Annotated in this window: 18 protein-coding genes and 2 tRNA genes; 4 read left to right on the top strand and 16 right to left on the bottom strand. The window is 53.5% G+C overall.

Translation table 11 applies throughout. The features are described from left to right. Window positions 1-14: 14 nt before the first annotated feature. Genes IPN28_08120 through IPN28_08090 form a run of 7 tightly spaced genes read right to left on the bottom strand, consistent with a single transcriptional unit; the run spans window position 15 to window position 4104 of the window. Window positions 15-413 (bottom strand): hypothetical protein, encoded by a 399-nt coding sequence (locus tag IPN28_08120; protein QQS56262.1) that lies wholly within the window; start codon window positions 411-413, stop codon window positions 15-17. A 1-nt stretch (window position 414) separates the two neighbouring features. Then, window positions 415-1074, bottom strand: a complete 660-nt coding sequence (nuoE, locus tag IPN28_08115; protein QQS56261.1) for an NADH-quinone oxidoreductase subunit NuoE — start codon at window positions 1072-1074, stop codon at window positions 415-417. After that, window positions 1071-1280, bottom strand: a complete 210-nt coding sequence (locus tag IPN28_08110) for a hypothetical protein (protein ID QQS56260.1) — start codon at window positions 1278-1280, stop codon at window positions 1071-1073. The genes nuoE and IPN28_08110 overlap by 4 nt, the downstream gene beginning before the upstream one ends. Next, window positions 1277-2458, bottom strand: coding sequence for an NADH-quinone oxidoreductase subunit D (locus IPN28_08105; protein ID QQS58572.1), 1182 nt, complete (start codon window positions 2456-2458; stop codon window positions 1277-1279). The genes IPN28_08110 and IPN28_08105 overlap by 4 nt, the downstream gene beginning before the upstream one ends. Window positions 2459-2483: 25 nt before the next feature. Then, window positions 2484-3161, bottom strand: a complete 678-nt coding sequence (locus tag IPN28_08100) for an NADH-quinone oxidoreductase subunit C (GenBank protein QQS56259.1) — start codon at window positions 3159-3161, stop codon at window positions 2484-2486. After that, window positions 3151-3726, bottom strand: a complete 576-nt coding sequence (locus tag IPN28_08095; GenBank protein QQS56258.1) for an NADH-quinone oxidoreductase subunit B — start codon at window positions 3724-3726, stop codon at window positions 3151-3153. The genes IPN28_08100 and IPN28_08095 overlap by 11 nt, the downstream gene beginning before the upstream one ends. Window positions 3727-3732: 6 nt before the next feature. After that, on the bottom strand, window positions 3733-4104 hold the full coding sequence (locus IPN28_08090; protein ID QQS56257.1) for an NADH-quinone oxidoreductase subunit A: 372 nt from the start codon (window positions 4102-4104) through the stop codon (window positions 3733-3735). A gap of 151 nt (window positions 4105-4255) precedes the next feature. Between IPN28_08090 and IPN28_08085 the strand changes: the two genes are divergently transcribed. Both IPN28_08085 and IPN28_08080 read left to right on the top strand, forming a co-directional pair. Then, on the top strand, window positions 4256-4870 hold the full coding sequence (locus IPN28_08085) for a TerB family tellurite resistance protein (GenBank protein QQS56256.1): 615 nt from the start codon (window positions 4256-4258) through the stop codon (window positions 4868-4870). 79 nt (window positions 4871-4949) lie between these two features. Then, a complete protein-coding gene (locus IPN28_08080) occupies window positions 4950-5363 on the top strand; it encodes a hypothetical protein (GenBank protein QQS56255.1) in 414 nt (137 codons plus the stop codon). A gap of 30 nt (window positions 5364-5393) precedes the next feature. On the opposite strand, the gene IPN28_08075 is transcribed toward IPN28_08080, so the two are convergent. The 4 genes from IPN28_08075 to IPN28_08060 form a co-directional block, all read right to left on the bottom strand. Beyond that, a tRNA-Asp gene (locus tag IPN28_08075) sits at window positions 5394-5470 on the bottom strand. 80 nt (window positions 5471-5550) lie between these two features. Continuing rightward, a complete protein-coding gene (gene ald, locus IPN28_08070) occupies window positions 5551-6672 on the bottom strand; it encodes an alanine dehydrogenase (GenBank protein ID QQS56254.1) in 1122 nt (373 codons plus the stop codon). Window positions 6673-6780: 108 nt separating this feature from the next. Next, window positions 6781-8004 (bottom strand): flavodoxin-dependent (E)-4-hydroxy-3-methylbut-2-enyl-diphosphate synthase, encoded by a 1224-nt coding sequence (gene ispG, locus IPN28_08065; GenBank protein QQS56253.1) that lies wholly within the window; start codon window positions 8002-8004, stop codon window positions 6781-6783. 24 nt (window positions 8005-8028) lie between these two features. Then, window positions 8029-8556 (bottom strand): hypothetical protein, encoded by a 528-nt coding sequence (locus IPN28_08060; GenBank protein ID QQS56252.1) that lies wholly within the window; start codon window positions 8554-8556, stop codon window positions 8029-8031. Between the two features lie 154 nt (window positions 8557-8710). Here IPN28_08060 and IPN28_08055 point away from each other — a divergent pair, with 154 nt between their 5' ends. After that, a complete protein-coding gene (locus IPN28_08055) occupies window positions 8711-8965 on the top strand; it encodes a hypothetical protein (protein ID QQS56251.1) in 255 nt (84 codons plus the stop codon). Window positions 8966-8971: 6 nt separating this feature from the next. On the opposite strand, the gene IPN28_08050 is transcribed toward IPN28_08055, so the two are convergent. Next, entirely contained in the window at window positions 8972-9721 is a 750-nt protein-coding gene (locus tag IPN28_08050) for a sulfite exporter TauE/SafE family protein (protein QQS56250.1), read from the bottom strand. 53 nt (window positions 9722-9774) lie between these two features. On the opposite strand from IPN28_08050, the gene IPN28_08045 reads away from it, so the two are divergent. After that, window positions 9775-10290, top strand: coding sequence for a hypothetical protein (locus tag IPN28_08045; GenBank protein ID QQS56249.1), 516 nt, complete (start codon window positions 9775-9777; stop codon window positions 10288-10290). A 4-nt stretch (window positions 10291-10294) separates the two neighbouring features. Here IPN28_08045 and IPN28_08040 read toward each other — a convergent pair whose 3' ends face one another. The 4 genes from IPN28_08040 to lon all read right to left on the bottom strand — a co-directional run bounded on the left by IPN28_08040 (window position 10295) and on the right by lon (window position 14490). Beyond that, on the bottom strand, window positions 10295-11356 hold the full coding sequence (locus tag IPN28_08040; protein ID QQS56248.1) for a hypothetical protein: 1062 nt from the start codon (window positions 11354-11356) through the stop codon (window positions 10295-10297). A gap of 74 nt (window positions 11357-11430) precedes the next feature. After that, window positions 11431-11505 (bottom strand) — tRNA-Val (locus tag IPN28_08035). A 129-nt stretch (window positions 11506-11634) separates the two neighbouring features. Further along, window positions 11635-11910 (bottom strand): HU family DNA-binding protein, encoded by a 276-nt coding sequence (locus tag IPN28_08030; protein ID QQS56247.1) that lies wholly within the window; start codon window positions 11908-11910, stop codon window positions 11635-11637. Between the two features lie 159 nt (window positions 11911-12069). Next, window positions 12070-14490 (bottom strand): endopeptidase La, encoded by a 2421-nt coding sequence (gene lon, locus IPN28_08025; protein QQS56246.1) that lies wholly within the window; start codon window positions 14488-14490, stop codon window positions 12070-12072. Between the last annotated feature and the right edge of the window lie 126 nt (window positions 14491-14616).

The following is a 14616-nucleotide window of genomic DNA, read 5'->3' as shown; positions in this document are numbered from 1 at the left end:
CGTGTTTTCTCTCTTTAGGAAAGACCTGGTCCATGATCGGGGTCGGTTCCCCCCACGGATTTCAGTTCGTCAATCTGCCTGCGGTTCATCATTTCCATTCCGGCAACCTCCTGAATAAAGACCCCCTGCATCCGATCCGCGTAGCTGCGGTCACCGGGTACAAAGCGATAAGCGTTCAAGACTTTTGATGCCCCGTTATAGGCGACGCTGACATCGAACATTCCGGCCATAAAGCCGCGCATCGCCTGAACGCCCTTGTCCACTTCTATTTCGACTTTTACATCCTCCCCGTTATGAATGCGGCGGTCGATGGCGTCCAAATCCCAGGCCTGACGAAAATCCATTCCGTCCGAGCTGTTGAGGAGCGGACGGGAAGGGTTATACTGCAAATTGAATTTGATGATTTCGGTCATGTCAGACTGCTCCCGCCTTCTTGGCTTTTTCCTTTAACGTCGTCGGGCCGGAGAGGGCCATCGAACCTTTGCGGCCTGTCTGGGAGCCGACCTTTGGTTTTTTTCCGGCAGCGAGAGAGTCGATAATGCCGCTCATGGATTCGGCGTTCAGGTCTTCGTAGAAATCGTCGTTGATCTGGACCATCGGGGCGTTGACGCAGGCGCCGAGACATTCGACCTCCATGATCGTGAACAGGCCGTCTCTTGTGGTTTCATCGAGGCCGATCCCCAGTTTATCCTTGCAGGCCTTGACAATATTATCGCTGCCGCACAGCCAGCAGGGCGTGGTGGTGCAGATTTGCACGAGGTTCACGCCGACGGGGGCAAGGTTGTACATCGAATAGAAGGTGGCGACCTCATAGACCTTGATCGGCGGCGTATCCAGCATTTGCGCGATATGGTCCATCGCGGCGCGGGGAATCCAGCCACCATAAGGCGGGCTGGCCTTCGCCCCCTCCTCGCCCACCTGTCTTTGCGCGAGATCGAGCAGCGGCATGACGGCGGATTTCTGGCGGCCTTTGGGGTAGAGGTTTATGGATTCCTGCGCCTTCTTTTTGTACTTCGCGTTGAAGGCGAAGCTTTCGGGCTGGTAATCCGCGTTGATTTCGAATTTCTTTTTCATGTGTCTTTTAATCGTTTTTTAGCGTCATTTACAAGCTGCCCGTAATTATCCAAAAAAGGCTCAGCAAGCTGCTTTTCTAATAAACATTCCAAATTCCACAAAGCTCGCTGTTCAGCGGTTCCTTCCAAAAAGCTTTTGTCGTTATTACTGAGCCAAGCTAGTAAAACTAATGCTTCATCCTTTGTTAATTCAATTACAACACTCACCGATCAATCTCTCCAAACACAATATCCAGCGAACCGATGATGGCCACGGTGTCGGCGAGCTGGTGGCCACGGCTCATGAAGTCGAGCGCCTGAAGATGCGCGAAGCCGGGAGCGCGGATGCGGCAGCGGTAAGGCTTGTTGGATCCGTCGGAGACCAGATAGACGCCGAATTCACCCTTGGGCGCCTCGACGGCGGTGTATGTTTCTCCCGCGGGGACGTGGTAGCCTTCGGAATAGAGCTTGAAGTGGTGGATCATGGCCTCCATGGAGGATTTCATCTCGGCGCGGGGCGGCGGGGAGACCTTATAGTCGTTCATCTTGATGTTGCCGGCGGGCATTTTCTCAAGGCATTGTTTCATGATTTTGATGGATTCGTACATCTCCGCCATGCGGACGAGATAGCGCGCGTAGCAGTCTCCGGTCTTGCCGACGGGAATATCGAAGTCGATTTCCTCATAAACGTCATAGGGCTGTGATTTCCGCAAATCCCATGCGAGGTTCGAGGCGCGGAGCATCGGCCCCGTAAAGCCCCAGTCCTGCGCCTGTTCGGTTGTCACGACGCCGATATCGACGGTGCGCTGCTTGAAGATACGGTTGTCGGTCAGAAGGGTTTCCAGATCAGCCAGAAATTTCGGGTAGGTTTCGCACCATTCCATCATATCTTCGGCCAGTCCCGCGGGCATATCCTGATGGACGCCACCGGGGCGGAAATAATTGGCGTGCAGGCGGGCGCCGCACACGCGTTCATAGAACTCCATGGCCTTTTCCCGCTCCTCGAAGCCCCAAAGGGCGGGCGTGATGGCGCCGACGTCGATCGCGTAGGTCGTGATGTTCAGGATGTGATTGAGGATGCGGCCGAGTTCGGCGAACAGAACGCGGATATATTGCGCCCGTTGGGGCGGCGTGATGCCCAGCAGCTTTTCGACGGCCAGCGCGAAGGCGTGCTCCTGATTCATCGGGGCGACGTAATCGAGGCGGTCAAAGTAAGGCAGTGCCTGTACATATGTTTTATATTCGATCAGTTTTTCGGTGCCGCGATGCAGGAGGCCGATGTGGGGGTCAGCGCGTTCGACGATCTCCCCGTCCAGTTCCAGCACGAGGCGCAGAACGCCGTGGGCGGCCGGATGCTGCGGGCCGAAATTCATCGTGTAGGGGCGGATCTGGGTTTCTTCGCCCATTTCAATGTCGGGCGTTTCTATTTTTTCACTCTGAGCCATGGCCGTCCCCTCCATTCTGCAGGGGATCCTTAACAGCGGGGTGCCAGCCGTGCGGCGGACAGACGGCCTTTTCATCGCCGGGAAGCTGGATGTCGGTCATCCCCTCCCACGGGCTCAGGAAATCGAAGCGGCGGAAATCCTGAGTCAAAGTCACAGGCTCATAGACCACGCGCTTCTTTTCCTCGTCGTAGCGAACTTCAACGTAGCCGGTCAGTGGAAAGTCTTTTCTCAAAGGGTGGCCTTCAAAGCCGTAATCGGTCAGGATGCGGCGCAGGTCCGGGTGGCCGGAGAACGGGATGCCGTACATATCCCAGACTTCGCGTTCGAGCCATCCGGCTGTACTGAACAGGCCTGTGGCGCTGGGGACGATCTGGTCCTCGCTGATCGGAAGTTTGATGCGGATGCGTTCATTCTTTCTTATGGAGAGAAGGTTATAGACCACATCGAAGCGTTCGGGTCGTTCGGGATAATCCGCTGCCGTGATATCAACAAGGATCGTGAATTGATGCTCCTGGCTGTCGCGGAGAAATTTCAGCACACTGTGCAAGGTTTTGGCGGTCGCGTTCAAGGTCAGTTCGTTCTTGTCGATGACGTACCCTTCCGCATCGCCCTCTAAAGCTTCGATAAGAGAGTCAGCTTTTTGTTTGAGTTCCTCAGCGCGCAATGCGTGTGTCCTCCCGCTGGATTTTTTTCTGGAGCTGCAGCAGGCCGTAAACCAAGGCTTCGGCGGTCGGCGGGCAGCCGGGGACGTAGATATCTACGGGAACGATCCGGTCGCAGCCGCGCACAACGGAATAGGAATAATGATAATATCCACCGCCGTTGGCGCAGGAGCCCATGGAGATCACCCAGCGCGGCTCGGGCATCTGGTCGTAGACGCGGCGCAGTGCCGGGGCCATTTTGTTGGTGAGGGTTCCGGCTACGATCATGACGTCGGACTGGCGCGGGCTGGGGCGCGGGAACATCCCGAAGCGGTCGAGGTCGTAGCGGCTCATGTAGGCGTGGATCATCTCCACCGCGCAGCAGGCCAGACCGAAAGTCATCGGCCAGAGAGAACCGGTGCGCGCCCAATCAAACAGGCGGTCGGTCTGGGTGAGGAGAAAGCCCTTTTCCTGTAGCGTTTTGGAGAGCGCCGCAGGGACAACGTCCTGCTTGTGCGCCTCAGGCAGGGGGATGCTCGTCGTCAAGTCGTAATCGGGGGCGCTGATATAATGTTTATCGTGGCTCATTTGATCTCACTCCCACTCCAGAGCGCCCTTTTTCCATTCGTATATAAACCCGACCGTGAGGACGGCCAGAAAGACCACCATCGACCAGAAGCCGAACAGCCCTATTTTCCCTAATGTTACAGCCCACGGGAACAGAAAGGCGATTTCCAGATCAAAGATGATGAAGAGCAAGGTCACGAGGTAAAAGCGCACATCGAAGCGGGTGCGCGCATCGGAAAAGGCGTCAAAGCCGCATTCATAGGCCGAAAGTTTCTCCGGGTCCGGCCTTTGCTTTCCGGCCAACAGAGAGCCTAGAATCATCGCTGCGGAGATCGCGCCCGCGATAACCAGAAAAACAAGAATAGGAAGGTATTCAATCAGAAGCTGCTCGGATGCCATGGCGACCCCTTCAGGCGCTTTAAATTTGCACTAGTTTTAGCACCGCAAGCGGGGAAAGAAAACAGCCTTTCTTAGAATAATCTTGTGTAAACCCCGTCTTTGTCTAAACTGTTACGGGAGTTATTCTTTCGGTGATGTCAGGGAGTTTTTTATGAGCGGGATACGCATTTTGGCCTCGGGTATCGCTTTGATGATTTTCGGGCTGGTGGCAATCGGAGCGTATCAGACACAGTCTATTGCCGATCCTCTTGTGATGACGGGGGGGTCGGCTCTCCTTGGCCTTGGCGTTCTTCTGACGATCTTTGGCTTTTTAAGCTCGGTCTTTCAGGAATTTACGCCTAAGACCGGCATACACAGGGGCGATACAGCAATATTTTCGCATACGCTGATCCGCTGTATGATCGCCATTACGGTTGCAGATAATGAGCTTGAGGATCGTGAAGTCAAAGCCGTGGCCAGCATTTTCAAGAGGGTTACGGGCTCCGCCGTCGGGGAGAAAATTATTCGGGAAACTGCCGAAGAAATGATGAAATCGGGGGTTGATATTCTCGCGGAACTCAGGAATACCCAAGGCAGTCTTGATAAAGCTTCAAAGGATAGGATTATCCTTGCCTCACTTCATATTCTGGCTGCGGATGGCGTTATGGATGAAGGCGAAGAGATGTTCCTTGAAGATATTCGGGATGGACTTAAGGTTTCCATGGGCCGATTTAATAGAATAAAAAAGGATTTTCTACTGTCAAAAACGCTCAGCAAAAGGGCATAGCCTTGGGGGCTTTTGATTTTATTTGTTAGCGATGCTATAATTCGGGGGGGCTGGGCATTGTTTCGTTTCGGAGTTTTTTATGCAGTTTCCTACACCTCAAGAAGCCATGAGGCGTTTGGCTCTTACTATTAGTCATCCGGGAAGTGGTGAAGCTTTTAACGGGGATGGCTTTGCTCATGTGGCCAAGCAAATCAACGATAGCCCTTATTCCTTTAGGGACTATGATGAGATTGTGCTTCTTGGACAAGGTCAGAAAGTAGGACATATAATTGTAGTCCGGGGCAGCGATGTCGTTTGTGACCGTCAAAAGGATGTTTTAAATCTACCCAGTTATTATGACCCTGTTCAAAGGGAATACAAAACAAAGCTTACACATCAATCTTCTAGCTTTATGGTATTGAGAGTGCTCGACACTGTTGGTTTGATGGACTTTAAACTAGAGCATGGTCTGGAAGCGCCACCACCACCGGCTGCCTTAGATCATGATTCTTAAGGGTCACTCTCTTTGAGTTTTAAGATAAAATGGCGCGAGTGACGGGACTTGAACCCGCGGCCTCCGCCTTGACAGGGCGGCGCTCTAACCAGCTGAGCTACACCCGCGTAGGCTGTTAGACCTCAAGTTCTTAATCTCTCACCTGTTAAAAATCAAGCGAAAGTATAAAAAATCGAAAAAATCAGCCTTAAGCCGCCAAAGCTGCGGGCTGAGCGGTGAAGTCCAGCCCCAGAGCCTGAGCTACAGCCGCATGAGTGATGTGGCCGTGGCAGACATTCAGTCCGTTGCGGAAATTTGCATCGCTTTTCAGGGCCGTTTTCCAGCCCTCATCGGCCAGACGCAGGGCATACGGCAGAACAGAATGGTTTAAAGCCAGAGCCGAGGTCAAGGGGACGGCTCCGGGCATATTGGCCACGCAGTAATGCACGACGTTATCAATGATATAGGTCGGCTTGTCGTGGGTTGTGGGCTTGCTGGTCTCCGCGCAGCCGCCCTGATCTATTGCTATATCAACGAACACCGTTCCGGGGATCATGGTAGGCAACATATCCTTACGTATGAGCTTGGGTGCGGAGGCGCCGGGGATCAGAACCGCCCCGATAATCAGGTCTGATTTTTTGGCGTAGCGTTCGAGGACGTCTATGTTGGAGTAAACGATGTTGGCGCGGCCATGGAAATGCTCATCCAAAAACCGCATCCGCGGATTCGAGCGCTCAAGGATCGTGACGTTTGCCCCTAAGCCGGTGGCCATCTGGGCGGCGTGAAAGCCGGAGACTCCGCCACCGATAATCAGCACTTCGGCGGGCTTAACGCCGGGTACGCCACCGATCAGGCGTCCGGTTCCACCTAAATGTTTCTGAAGATAAGTCGCGCCGACCTGCACGGAGAGCCGTCCGGCGATTTCGCTCATCGGTTCCAGAAGCGGCAAGCCGTGGCCGTGCGGTCCCGTTACGGTTTCATAGGCGATGGCGATGCAGCCCGAGTCCATCAAACCCTTGGCCTGCTCCGGGTCGGCGGCAAGATGCAAGTAGGTGAACAAAATCTGATTTTCCCGGAGCATCTTACATTCATGAGGCTGCGGCTCCTTGACCTTGACGATCATATCGCAGCTTTCAAATACTTTCTTGGCGTCAGCGGCGATTGTTGCGCCGGCTTCTTCATAATCGCCGTCGGTAAAATTAATGGCCTTCCCTGCCCCTGTTTCAACAAGAACCTCGTGTCCCCGGCTGGTCAGTTCCTTAACAGAGGACGGGACCAGCCCCACGCGGTGTTCGAGTGTCTTGATTTCCTTGGGAACGCCTATACGCATATTGAACCTCCGTTGTGAGCAGAACTTTATTTTTCGGGGCCATCTTAATGGGTCACGGAGGCTTGAGCAACCGTTCAACCTTGCGGCTTTGCAGCATTAATTTGGCGCTTATCCATACCTTTTTTGAACGTATTGCTCAACGAGTTGCTGGAAGTCCGAGGCGATCCTGCCACCGCGAAGGGTCTGGGCTTTCTGCCCATCGATGAAGACGGGGGCGACGGGCTGTTCGCCCGTTCCGGGCAGGCTGATCCCGATATCGGCGTGCTTGCTTTCGCCGGGGCCGTTGACGATGCAGCCCATGACGGCGACTTTCATGGTTTCAACGCCCGGATATTGATTGGCCCAGATCGGCATTTTTACATCGAGATAGCGCTGGATGTCCTGCGCGAGTTCCTGGAAGAAGGTGCTTGTGGTGCGACCGCAGCCGGGGCAGGCGCTGACCTCCGGTGCAAAGGAGCGCAGGCCCAGAGATTGCAAAATTTCCTGACAGACCTTGACCTCCATCGTCCGGTCGCCGTTTGGTTCGGGGGTCAGGGAGGCGCGGATCGTGTCCCCTATTCCCTGCTGCAGGAGGATCCCCTCCCCTAATGCGGAGGCTACAATTCCCTTGGAGCCCATTCCGGCCTCTGTGAGTCCTAGATGAAGAGCGTAGTTCGAGCGTTCAGCCAGAGCCGTATAGACAGCAATCAAATCCTGTACGCGGCTGACCTTTGCGGAGAGGATGATTTTATCTGCGGGTAGACCGATATCCTCGGCCTTTTTTGCACTTATCAGAGCGGATTGGACCAAAGTTTCACGCATGACTTCGTCGGCGCTGGCGGGAATGGCTTTCTGCGCGTTTTCATCCATCAGTTTTGTTGAGAGATCCTGATCGAGCGAACCCCAATTCACGCCGATGCGGATGGGTTTGCCGTACTCGATAGCTTTTTCGACCATGACTTCATACTGGCGGTCTCGCTTCTGGCCGAAGCCGACATTGCCGGGATTGATGCGGTATTTATCCAGCGCCTGCGCCAGCCCGTCAAGCTCGCTCAGCAGTGTATGACCATTGTAATGGAAGCAGCCGACAAGGGGAACGTCCAGTCCGGCATGATCCAGCTTTTCGCGGAGCTTTATCACGCCTTTAGCCGCATCATCATTATTGACCGTTACACGCACGATTTCTGAGCCGGCGAGAAAAAGCCTTTTTACCTGTTCGAAGGTCGCATTCACATCCGCCGTGTCGGTGTTGGTCATGGACTGGACGATGATCGGGGCATTGCCGCCTACGGTCACGTTACGGACACGGACGGGAATTGTCTTGTGGCGTTTAATCTCCGGCAGGGCGACCATGAGGCTGTGATAGCCGGAAAACCGTTAAAGGTCAAAGGAATCGTGTTCGATATCCGGCGAGGGGGAGGCCAGAATCCAGAGAGGGTGGCCGTTGGGAACGCCCTTCATGATGATTTCGGCGCGGACGATCCGGGCCTTGCTCCATTCTTCCGGGTTCCATTCAAACTGGACAGACGGGGTGTTGAGACTGCTTTCCTCGAAAAACTCTTCCCTGATGCGTCCGGCGAGTTCCATAATCCATCCGGCCTGCAGCGCGTTAACCCAGTCGATCTCGCTTTCCTCCGAACGCTCTACTCCTTGACTGTAGAGTTTTTCAACCGTGTCTTCGGGTATGGGATATTCGGGAAGGATGACGCCCAGCGCTCCCTCGCCGTGTTCGAGGGCCACGCCGAGTTGCGTATCGGCAGAGGTCAGGAAACCTGCGGGAATTAATCCTGTTGTCTTCGCGGGTATTCCTGAGGGGCGGGTGAAATTGAGGGTGAGCGGACCACTGGCTTCCCAAGCGTCTCCGTCTACTTCTTGCGTATAGATATGCAATCTATTTGTTGACATAATGCGCTATTTTCTTTCAATTCTGCGATAAAGTCTAAGATAAATTGTTTAAGAATTGAGACTTTAATTTTGCTTTTAGCCGCGTATTTTAGTGTTTAGTTAAAGCAAATGTGTTTATATTCAATGTGTTGCGTGATTTTTGAGGGATAAAGAATTGAAATCTTTAAAACGTTTGCTGGCCGCTGCATCCCTAACCGCGCTTGTGGGTTGTTCGACTCTGTCGGGATCCGGATCCGAGGATGACGGGTATGATACCGTGGATACGGACAAAAACGGGAATGTAACAACAAAAACACTCCGCAATGGCTGCATTGTCACCGAGACGATTACGCAAGAGCCGAACCTCTACCGCTTTCAGGGCGACATGAAATGCCCGTGGGACAAAGATGGCGGGCCGGGAACGCCTTAAATTGCCTTAATGGGTGAATATCCCCAAACCAGCCGCGAAGGTTTTTAGACCGATTATTGATATCGTCAAGCCGACGATGATTTTGAGGGGCTTGGCCGGAGCAACCTTGCAGGCCCAGGCGCCGAGAGGTGCGGCGGCGATGGCTCCGGCGGCGACCGCAAAAATCACCGGCCAATTCGTTATCCCGACCGTGCCGACAAAGACCACGGTTACAACCACCGAGACCATGAATTCGACCGTGACCATGCTGCCCACAGATTTGCGGATTTCAAAGCCTCGCAAGACGAGGCCGGAGGAAACGAACTCGCCCCATCCCGCTCCGCCGAACGCATCGAGAAAGCCCCCGAAGAAACCGAGAACCCGGCGGTGGATATGGATGGGCGCGATCCAGCCCGGCTTGATCGCCTTGGTGAGGATCACCAGACCGATGATCGTAAAATACAGACCCAGCCAGGGTTTGAGGCCTTCGTTGCTGAACAGTGTTAGAAGCAGTGTTCCGATCACCGCGCCGATCAGAGCCGGAACAGCCAGTTTTTTGAGCAACTCGCGGTCGATGTTGCCCATGCGCCAGTGGGAAAAGGCCGAGGCGCTGCCCCCGAAGATTTCCGCCGTGTGGACGGTCGCGCTCAGGGTCTGGGGCGGGATACCCGCGAGAAGCAGCAGTGTCGAGGTCAGAGTTCCGAAGGCCATGCCGATCGCGCTGTCCACGAACTGCGCGATAAAGCCGATAAGGATGAAGGGGAGGATTTCGAGCATTGATCTTTGTATCGCCTCAGGGCAGAATTTTCCAGAGGTTATGCAGAGGATGGATGATGAACAAGGCGGAGTTAGGGAGCCTTATTGTAAAAGTCTTCTCGCTTTTTTATGCCCTGCGAGCCCTTGAAATCGCGCTGTGGGCCGCCGGGCCGCTGATCTTCGCTCCTAAAACGGTCGACGGGTATTTTTACGGGACGTTCAGCATTCAGATTTTCGGTTTAACGGTTCTTTCCCTTGTCCTCTGGCTCCTGTCCGACGCCATCGGAAAGGCTCTGGCTGGGACCAACCCCGAGGCACCTTTTACGTCCGCGCCCGCCTCGATCATTCTCACCTGCGTGTTTATCGGCGTTGGGCTGGTTCTTTTGGCAGCGACCCTGCCGGAATTGGCGCAGGTCATCGTTCTGGCCGCCCACCGACAACTGCCCGATTTTTTTAATGCGGGGGATGCCCACACCTCCATGAAGGTAGTCAGGGTCATTCTTTCTCTTGCGCTGTCGGGTTTCCTGATTTTTGGATCGGCGGGGTTGCAGCGGCTGGTGCTGAAGTTGCGTGGGCGTGATGAAGGGTGATCCATTATTTTGACGGGCGGATGCCGTAAAAAACGGCATCGTCGGCTTTGGCGTAACGTGGTTCGCCGCAGGTTATAGTAAAAGGATCCTCATAGCCGACCCAAATGTAATTGTTTGGTTTTTCAAGACACCAATCTCTAAGGGCGCTGCTGTAACAGCCCGACTCGTCATCATAACCGAATGAAATGTTTTCCCTAAGAAGCTCGCCCGTCTGCATATCGTAGGCGCTCAGACCCCGATGAAAATATTTATCAATAGCGCCAAGCAGCTTACTTATGCACTCCTGAGCGAAAGCGTTTGACGTCTCGAATTCGGTTCCGATGGAGTATTCTTGTATGTTTAAAAGATTGTAACGGATGCCAAGCTTGTAAGCGCCATGCTTTTTTAGAATGTCTTTCCCATATTTGCCTATTCCTCCCTCTGGCGCACGGCTTCTGCGGCCAAAACCAAAGGTGAATGGAAATACAGATTTCTTTGCAAGGCGATCAACCGGGCCTTTGTTAAAGAATGACTCTATTTCTTTGTCTTTACCTCCTATGCCAAAGCTCACGAAATCATCCGTTTGCAGCAGAAATGGAATGCGGCGATAGCTATACGTTTTCCAGTTCCCAGCCATTTTTGTCTGGAACATGACGCAGCCTGGAAAGACGGTCTTCACCAAATCCACAAATCCATCGGCATCTTCTCGCAGCAGCATCAAATGAGTGCTTGTCCAAACTGTCGTCTTGCCGGATAAATCAAAAAAGGCTCCGCCGTGATACCCGTCGCGTTTTAATATTTTTGTTTGGTCTTCGTTCGGCCCTTCGATTTTCTTGCCCTGAACTGTCAAACCCAACACATCACAGATTTGCTCCGGCATGATGTCTGTGTAGCCGAAAGGGACGATTTTGCACTGAACGAGGAGCGTCTCATCTTTGAGTCCTTTAATTTCACTCCCTTTTTCACCTTTATAGGCGGATAAACACCCGCTGCTGAACCTGATGTGGATGGGATATCCGTCAGTCGTTTTCGCCGAGAATCCGCGCATATGTTCCCGAAACGGAAGGGCTTCCAGATCGAGGTTCAAAGGCTGTATGTGGGGGCGTGAAAAAAGCATTAAGATTTATGCCATAAACAGATACGAAATCTTAAGGAAAAAAATGGTGGGTGCTGAGGGGATCGAACCCCCGGCCCTCTCGGTGTAAACGAGATGCTCTACCGCTGAGCTAAGCACCCTTGCCTGCGATCAGGGGATAGTCCTACCTATTTATAGGATAAAAATCAAGCGTGGCGACACGTGCCCATAAATAAAGACCGGCCGCGCCTTGCGGTGCGACCGGTCTTAGAATTCCGTGGGTCAACAGATTACTTGTTGACGGCTTCTTTCAGTTCCTTGCCAGCCGTGAATTTCGGGCGCTTCGAGGCCGGAATCTTGATCGGCTCGCCGGTGCGCGGGTTGCGGCCGGTCGTTGCGGCGCGCTTGGTCACGGTAAAGGTTCCGAAGCCAACGAGACGCACATCGTCGCCCTTTTTCAGGCTCGCCTTGATCGCATCGATCACGGCATCGACGGCCTGTGCGGCCTTCTGCTTGGAGATGTCGGCCTTGTCGGCCACTTTAGCTACTAGGTCTTGCTTATTCATAAAAACCACCTTCGAGTTAGAGTTAAGCAAAGAGACACAGACGGGAAAGACTTTCTTTCGACCTTCATTCAGAAGAGGAGCGATTGGCTACAAGCCACGTTCCATAAGGCTTTCCGTCGAGTGTCGGTGATTCTCTTGTAAGCTGTTTTCGTGAAAGACTCAATGGTGAATCACGTCTTCGCCTTGATTTTCTGCAGTTTTTGATGAAATTTGGCTCATTTTTTCATCTTTTTCTGCACTCAGAGGCTCGGGCATATGCGAAAGCGCGTGTGTGAGCACCTCGTCGATCTGACTGACCGCAACGATTTCCAATCCCTTGATGACGTTGTTCGGGATTTCCGCGAGATCTTTTTCGTTTTCCTTCGGGATGAGAACTTTTTTGATCCCTCCGCGCAAAGCCGCGAGGAGCTTCTCTTTCAGGCCACCGATGGCGGTGACGTTGCCGCGCAGGTTGACCTCCCCGGTCATCGCAATATCCTTGCGAATCGGTATACTCGTCAGAGCGGACACGATGGCCGTGACCATCGCCGCCCCCGCCGACGGGCCGTCCTTCGGCGTGGCCCCTTCGGGTACGTGGACGTGAATCTGCTGCTCCTTGAGGGATTCGTATTCAAGTCCATATTGAGCGGCACGGGATTTTATCAACATCTCGGCGACGGTGATGGATTCCTTCATGACATCCTTGAGGTTTCCGGTCGTCGTCACCTTGCCGTCCTTGCCGCGCATGGTGACCGCCTCGATGGAGAGCAGATCGCCGCCCGTTTCGGTATAGGCCAGACCGTTGACGACGCCGATCTTGTCTTCGAGTTCGACTTCGCCGTAGCGGTATTTCTTGACGCCGGCATATTTCTCAAGGCTCTTGCGGGTGACCGTGACGGACCCCCTGCCCTTCATGAGGATTTCCTTGATCGCCTTGCGGCAGAGATTGGCGAGTTCGCGTTCCAAGTTCCGCACGCCCGCCTCGCGGGTATAGTAGCGGATCAAATCGCGGATCACGGCATCATGGATGACGAATTCCTCTCTCTTCAAGCCCGCCATCTTCATCTGTTTTTTCAGGATATGACGTTTGACGATCTCCAGCTTCTCATCTTCCGTGTAGCCGGATATACGAATAATCTCCATCCGGTCCATCAGGGGGCGCGGCATGGTCTGGGTCGTGTTGGCCGTGCAGACGAACATGACGTCTGAGAGGTCATAATCCAGTTCCAGATAATGATCCTGGAATTTGTCGTTTTGTTCGGGGTCGAGAACCTCGAGCAAGGCCGAACTCGGATCGCCGCGCCAATCGGCGCCGAGCTTGTCGATCTCATCGAGCAGGAAGAGCGGGTTGACCGTCTTGGCCTTTTTCATGCCCTGAATGATTTTTCCCGGCATGGCGCCGATATAGGTGCGGCGGTGACCGCGAACTTCGCTTTCATCGCGCACCCCGCCCAGAGACATTCTGACGAAATTCCGGTTTGTCGCCCTGGCCACAGATTGGCCGAGAGAGGTTTTCCCGACGCCTGGAGGGCCGACGAGGCACAGGATCGGCCCCTTGATCTTGTTCGTGCGGTGCTGGACCGCGAGGTATTCGAGAATCCGTTCCTTGACCTTCTCAAGACCGAAATGATCCTTGTCCAGAATGTCCTTGGCCTTGCGGATGTCCTTCTTGACGCGGGTCTTGCGGTGCCACGGAACACTGAGGATCCAATCAAGATAATTGCGAACAACGGTGGCTTCGGCCGACATCGGACTCATCTGACGAAGCTTTTTCAACTCGTGCTTGGCACGCTCCAAGGCTTCCTTACCGAGTTTGGCTTCATCAATTTTTTTCTCCAGTTCGCCGAGTTCGTCAGCGCCTTCATCGCCCTCGTTCAATTCGCGCTGGATGGCTTTCATCTGTTCATTGAGATAGTACTCGCGCTGGGTTTTTTCCATCTGGCGCTTCACACGACCGCGGATGCGCTTTTCGACCTGCAGAACGCCGATTTCGCCTTCCATCAGGCTGTAGAGTTTTTCCAATCGGCCAGCAGTCGCGCCCGTCTCCAGAATTTCCTGCTTCTGCTCAATCTTGAGGGTGATGTGTGACGCAATGGTATCCGCCATTTTAGACGGGTCGCTGATCTGGTTTACGGAAACAATGACTTCAGGCGGAATTTTCTTGTTCAACTTAACGTATTGCTCAAACTGGGTCATCACCGCACGGGAGAGTGCTTCCAGTTCGGGGCTTTGCGGAGAGGTATCCGGAATCTCGGTGACCGTGGCCTCAAGGTAATTGCGTTCCTCGGAGAATGTGTTGATGTGAACACGCTGACCACCCTCCACGAGAACTTTCACAGTTCCGTCAGGAAGTTTGAGTAGTTGGAGGATCGTTCCTACGGTTCCTATCGTATACAAATCCTTTGACTGTGGATCGTCCTCGGACGGATTTTTCTGGGTAACAAGCAGAATTTTCTTGTCAGCGTGGATGACATTCTCCAACGCCACCACGGACTTTTCCCGCCCAACGAAGAGCGGAACGATCATGTGCGGGAAAACAACGATGTCCCTTAAAGGCAGGACCGCATAGGATCTGATTTTTGTGGCGCTGGTTCCGAGCATTTTTTACACCGTTTTTGAGGCTTCGTCACATTATGGAGATGAATCCCGTGCATAGAAAGGGTTTTTTATCCCCTCACAGGATTCGCTATTCTTAAAAAAAGGTTACGTTTTTTAAAAGATTAACGG

Source organism: Alphaproteobacteria bacterium, assembly GCA_016699735.1.
GTDB lineage: Bacteria > Pseudomonadota > Alphaproteobacteria > Micavibrionales > Micavibrionaceae > JAGNKE01.
Note: the sequence above shows the minus strand (reverse complement) of the source record. Positions and strands in the feature narration are given on the sequence as shown.

Bases quoted from the DNA above. Each gene is read 5' to 3' on its own strand.
- IPN28_08120 (QQS56262.1), bottom strand. From the start codon at position 413: ATGACCGAAATCATCAAATTCAATTTGCAGTATAACCCTTCCCGTCCG.
- nuoE (QQS56261.1), bottom strand. From the start codon at position 1,074: ATGAAAAAGAAATTCGAAATCAACGCGGATTACCAGCCCGAAAGCTTC.
- IPN28_08105 (QQS58572.1), bottom strand. From the start codon at position 2,458: ATGGGCGAAGAAACCCAGATCCGCCCCTACACGATGAATTTCGGCCCG.
- IPN28_08095 (QQS56258.1), bottom strand. From the start codon at position 3,726: ATGAGCCACGATAAACATTATATCAGCGCCCCCGATTACGACTTGACG.
- IPN28_08090 (QQS56257.1), bottom strand. From the start codon at position 4,104: ATGGCATCCGAGCAGCTTCTGATTGAATACCTTCCTATTCTTGTTTTT.
- IPN28_08085 (QQS56256.1), top strand. From the start codon at position 4,256: ATGAGCGGGATACGCATTTTGGCCTCGGGTATCGCTTTGATGATTTTC.
- IPN28_08080 (QQS56255.1), top strand. From the start codon at position 4,950: ATGCAGTTTCCTACACCTCAAGAAGCCATGAGGCGTTTGGCTCTTACT.
- ald (QQS56254.1), bottom strand. From the start codon at position 6,672: ATGCGTATAGGCGTTCCCAAGGAAATCAAGACACTCGAACACCGCGTG.
- ispG (QQS56253.1), bottom strand. From the start codon at position 8,004: ATGGTCGCCCTGCCGGAGATTAAACGCCACAAGACAATTCCCGTCCGT.
- IPN28_08060 (QQS56252.1), bottom strand. From the start codon at position 8,556: ATGTCAACAAATAGATTGCATATCTATACGCAAGAAGTAGACGGAGAC.
- IPN28_08050 (QQS56250.1), bottom strand. From the start codon at position 9,721: ATGCTCGAAATCCTCCCCTTCATCCTTATCGGCTTTATCGCGCAGTTC.
- IPN28_08045 (QQS56249.1), top strand. From the start codon at position 9,775: ATGATGAACAAGGCGGAGTTAGGGAGCCTTATTGTAAAAGTCTTCTCG.
- IPN28_08030 (QQS56247.1), bottom strand. From the start codon at position 11,910: ATGAATAAGCAAGACCTAGTAGCTAAAGTGGCCGACAAGGCCGACATC.
- lon (QQS56246.1), bottom strand. From the start codon at position 14,490: ATGCTCGGAACCAGCGCCACAAAAATCAGATCCTATGCGGTCCTGCCT.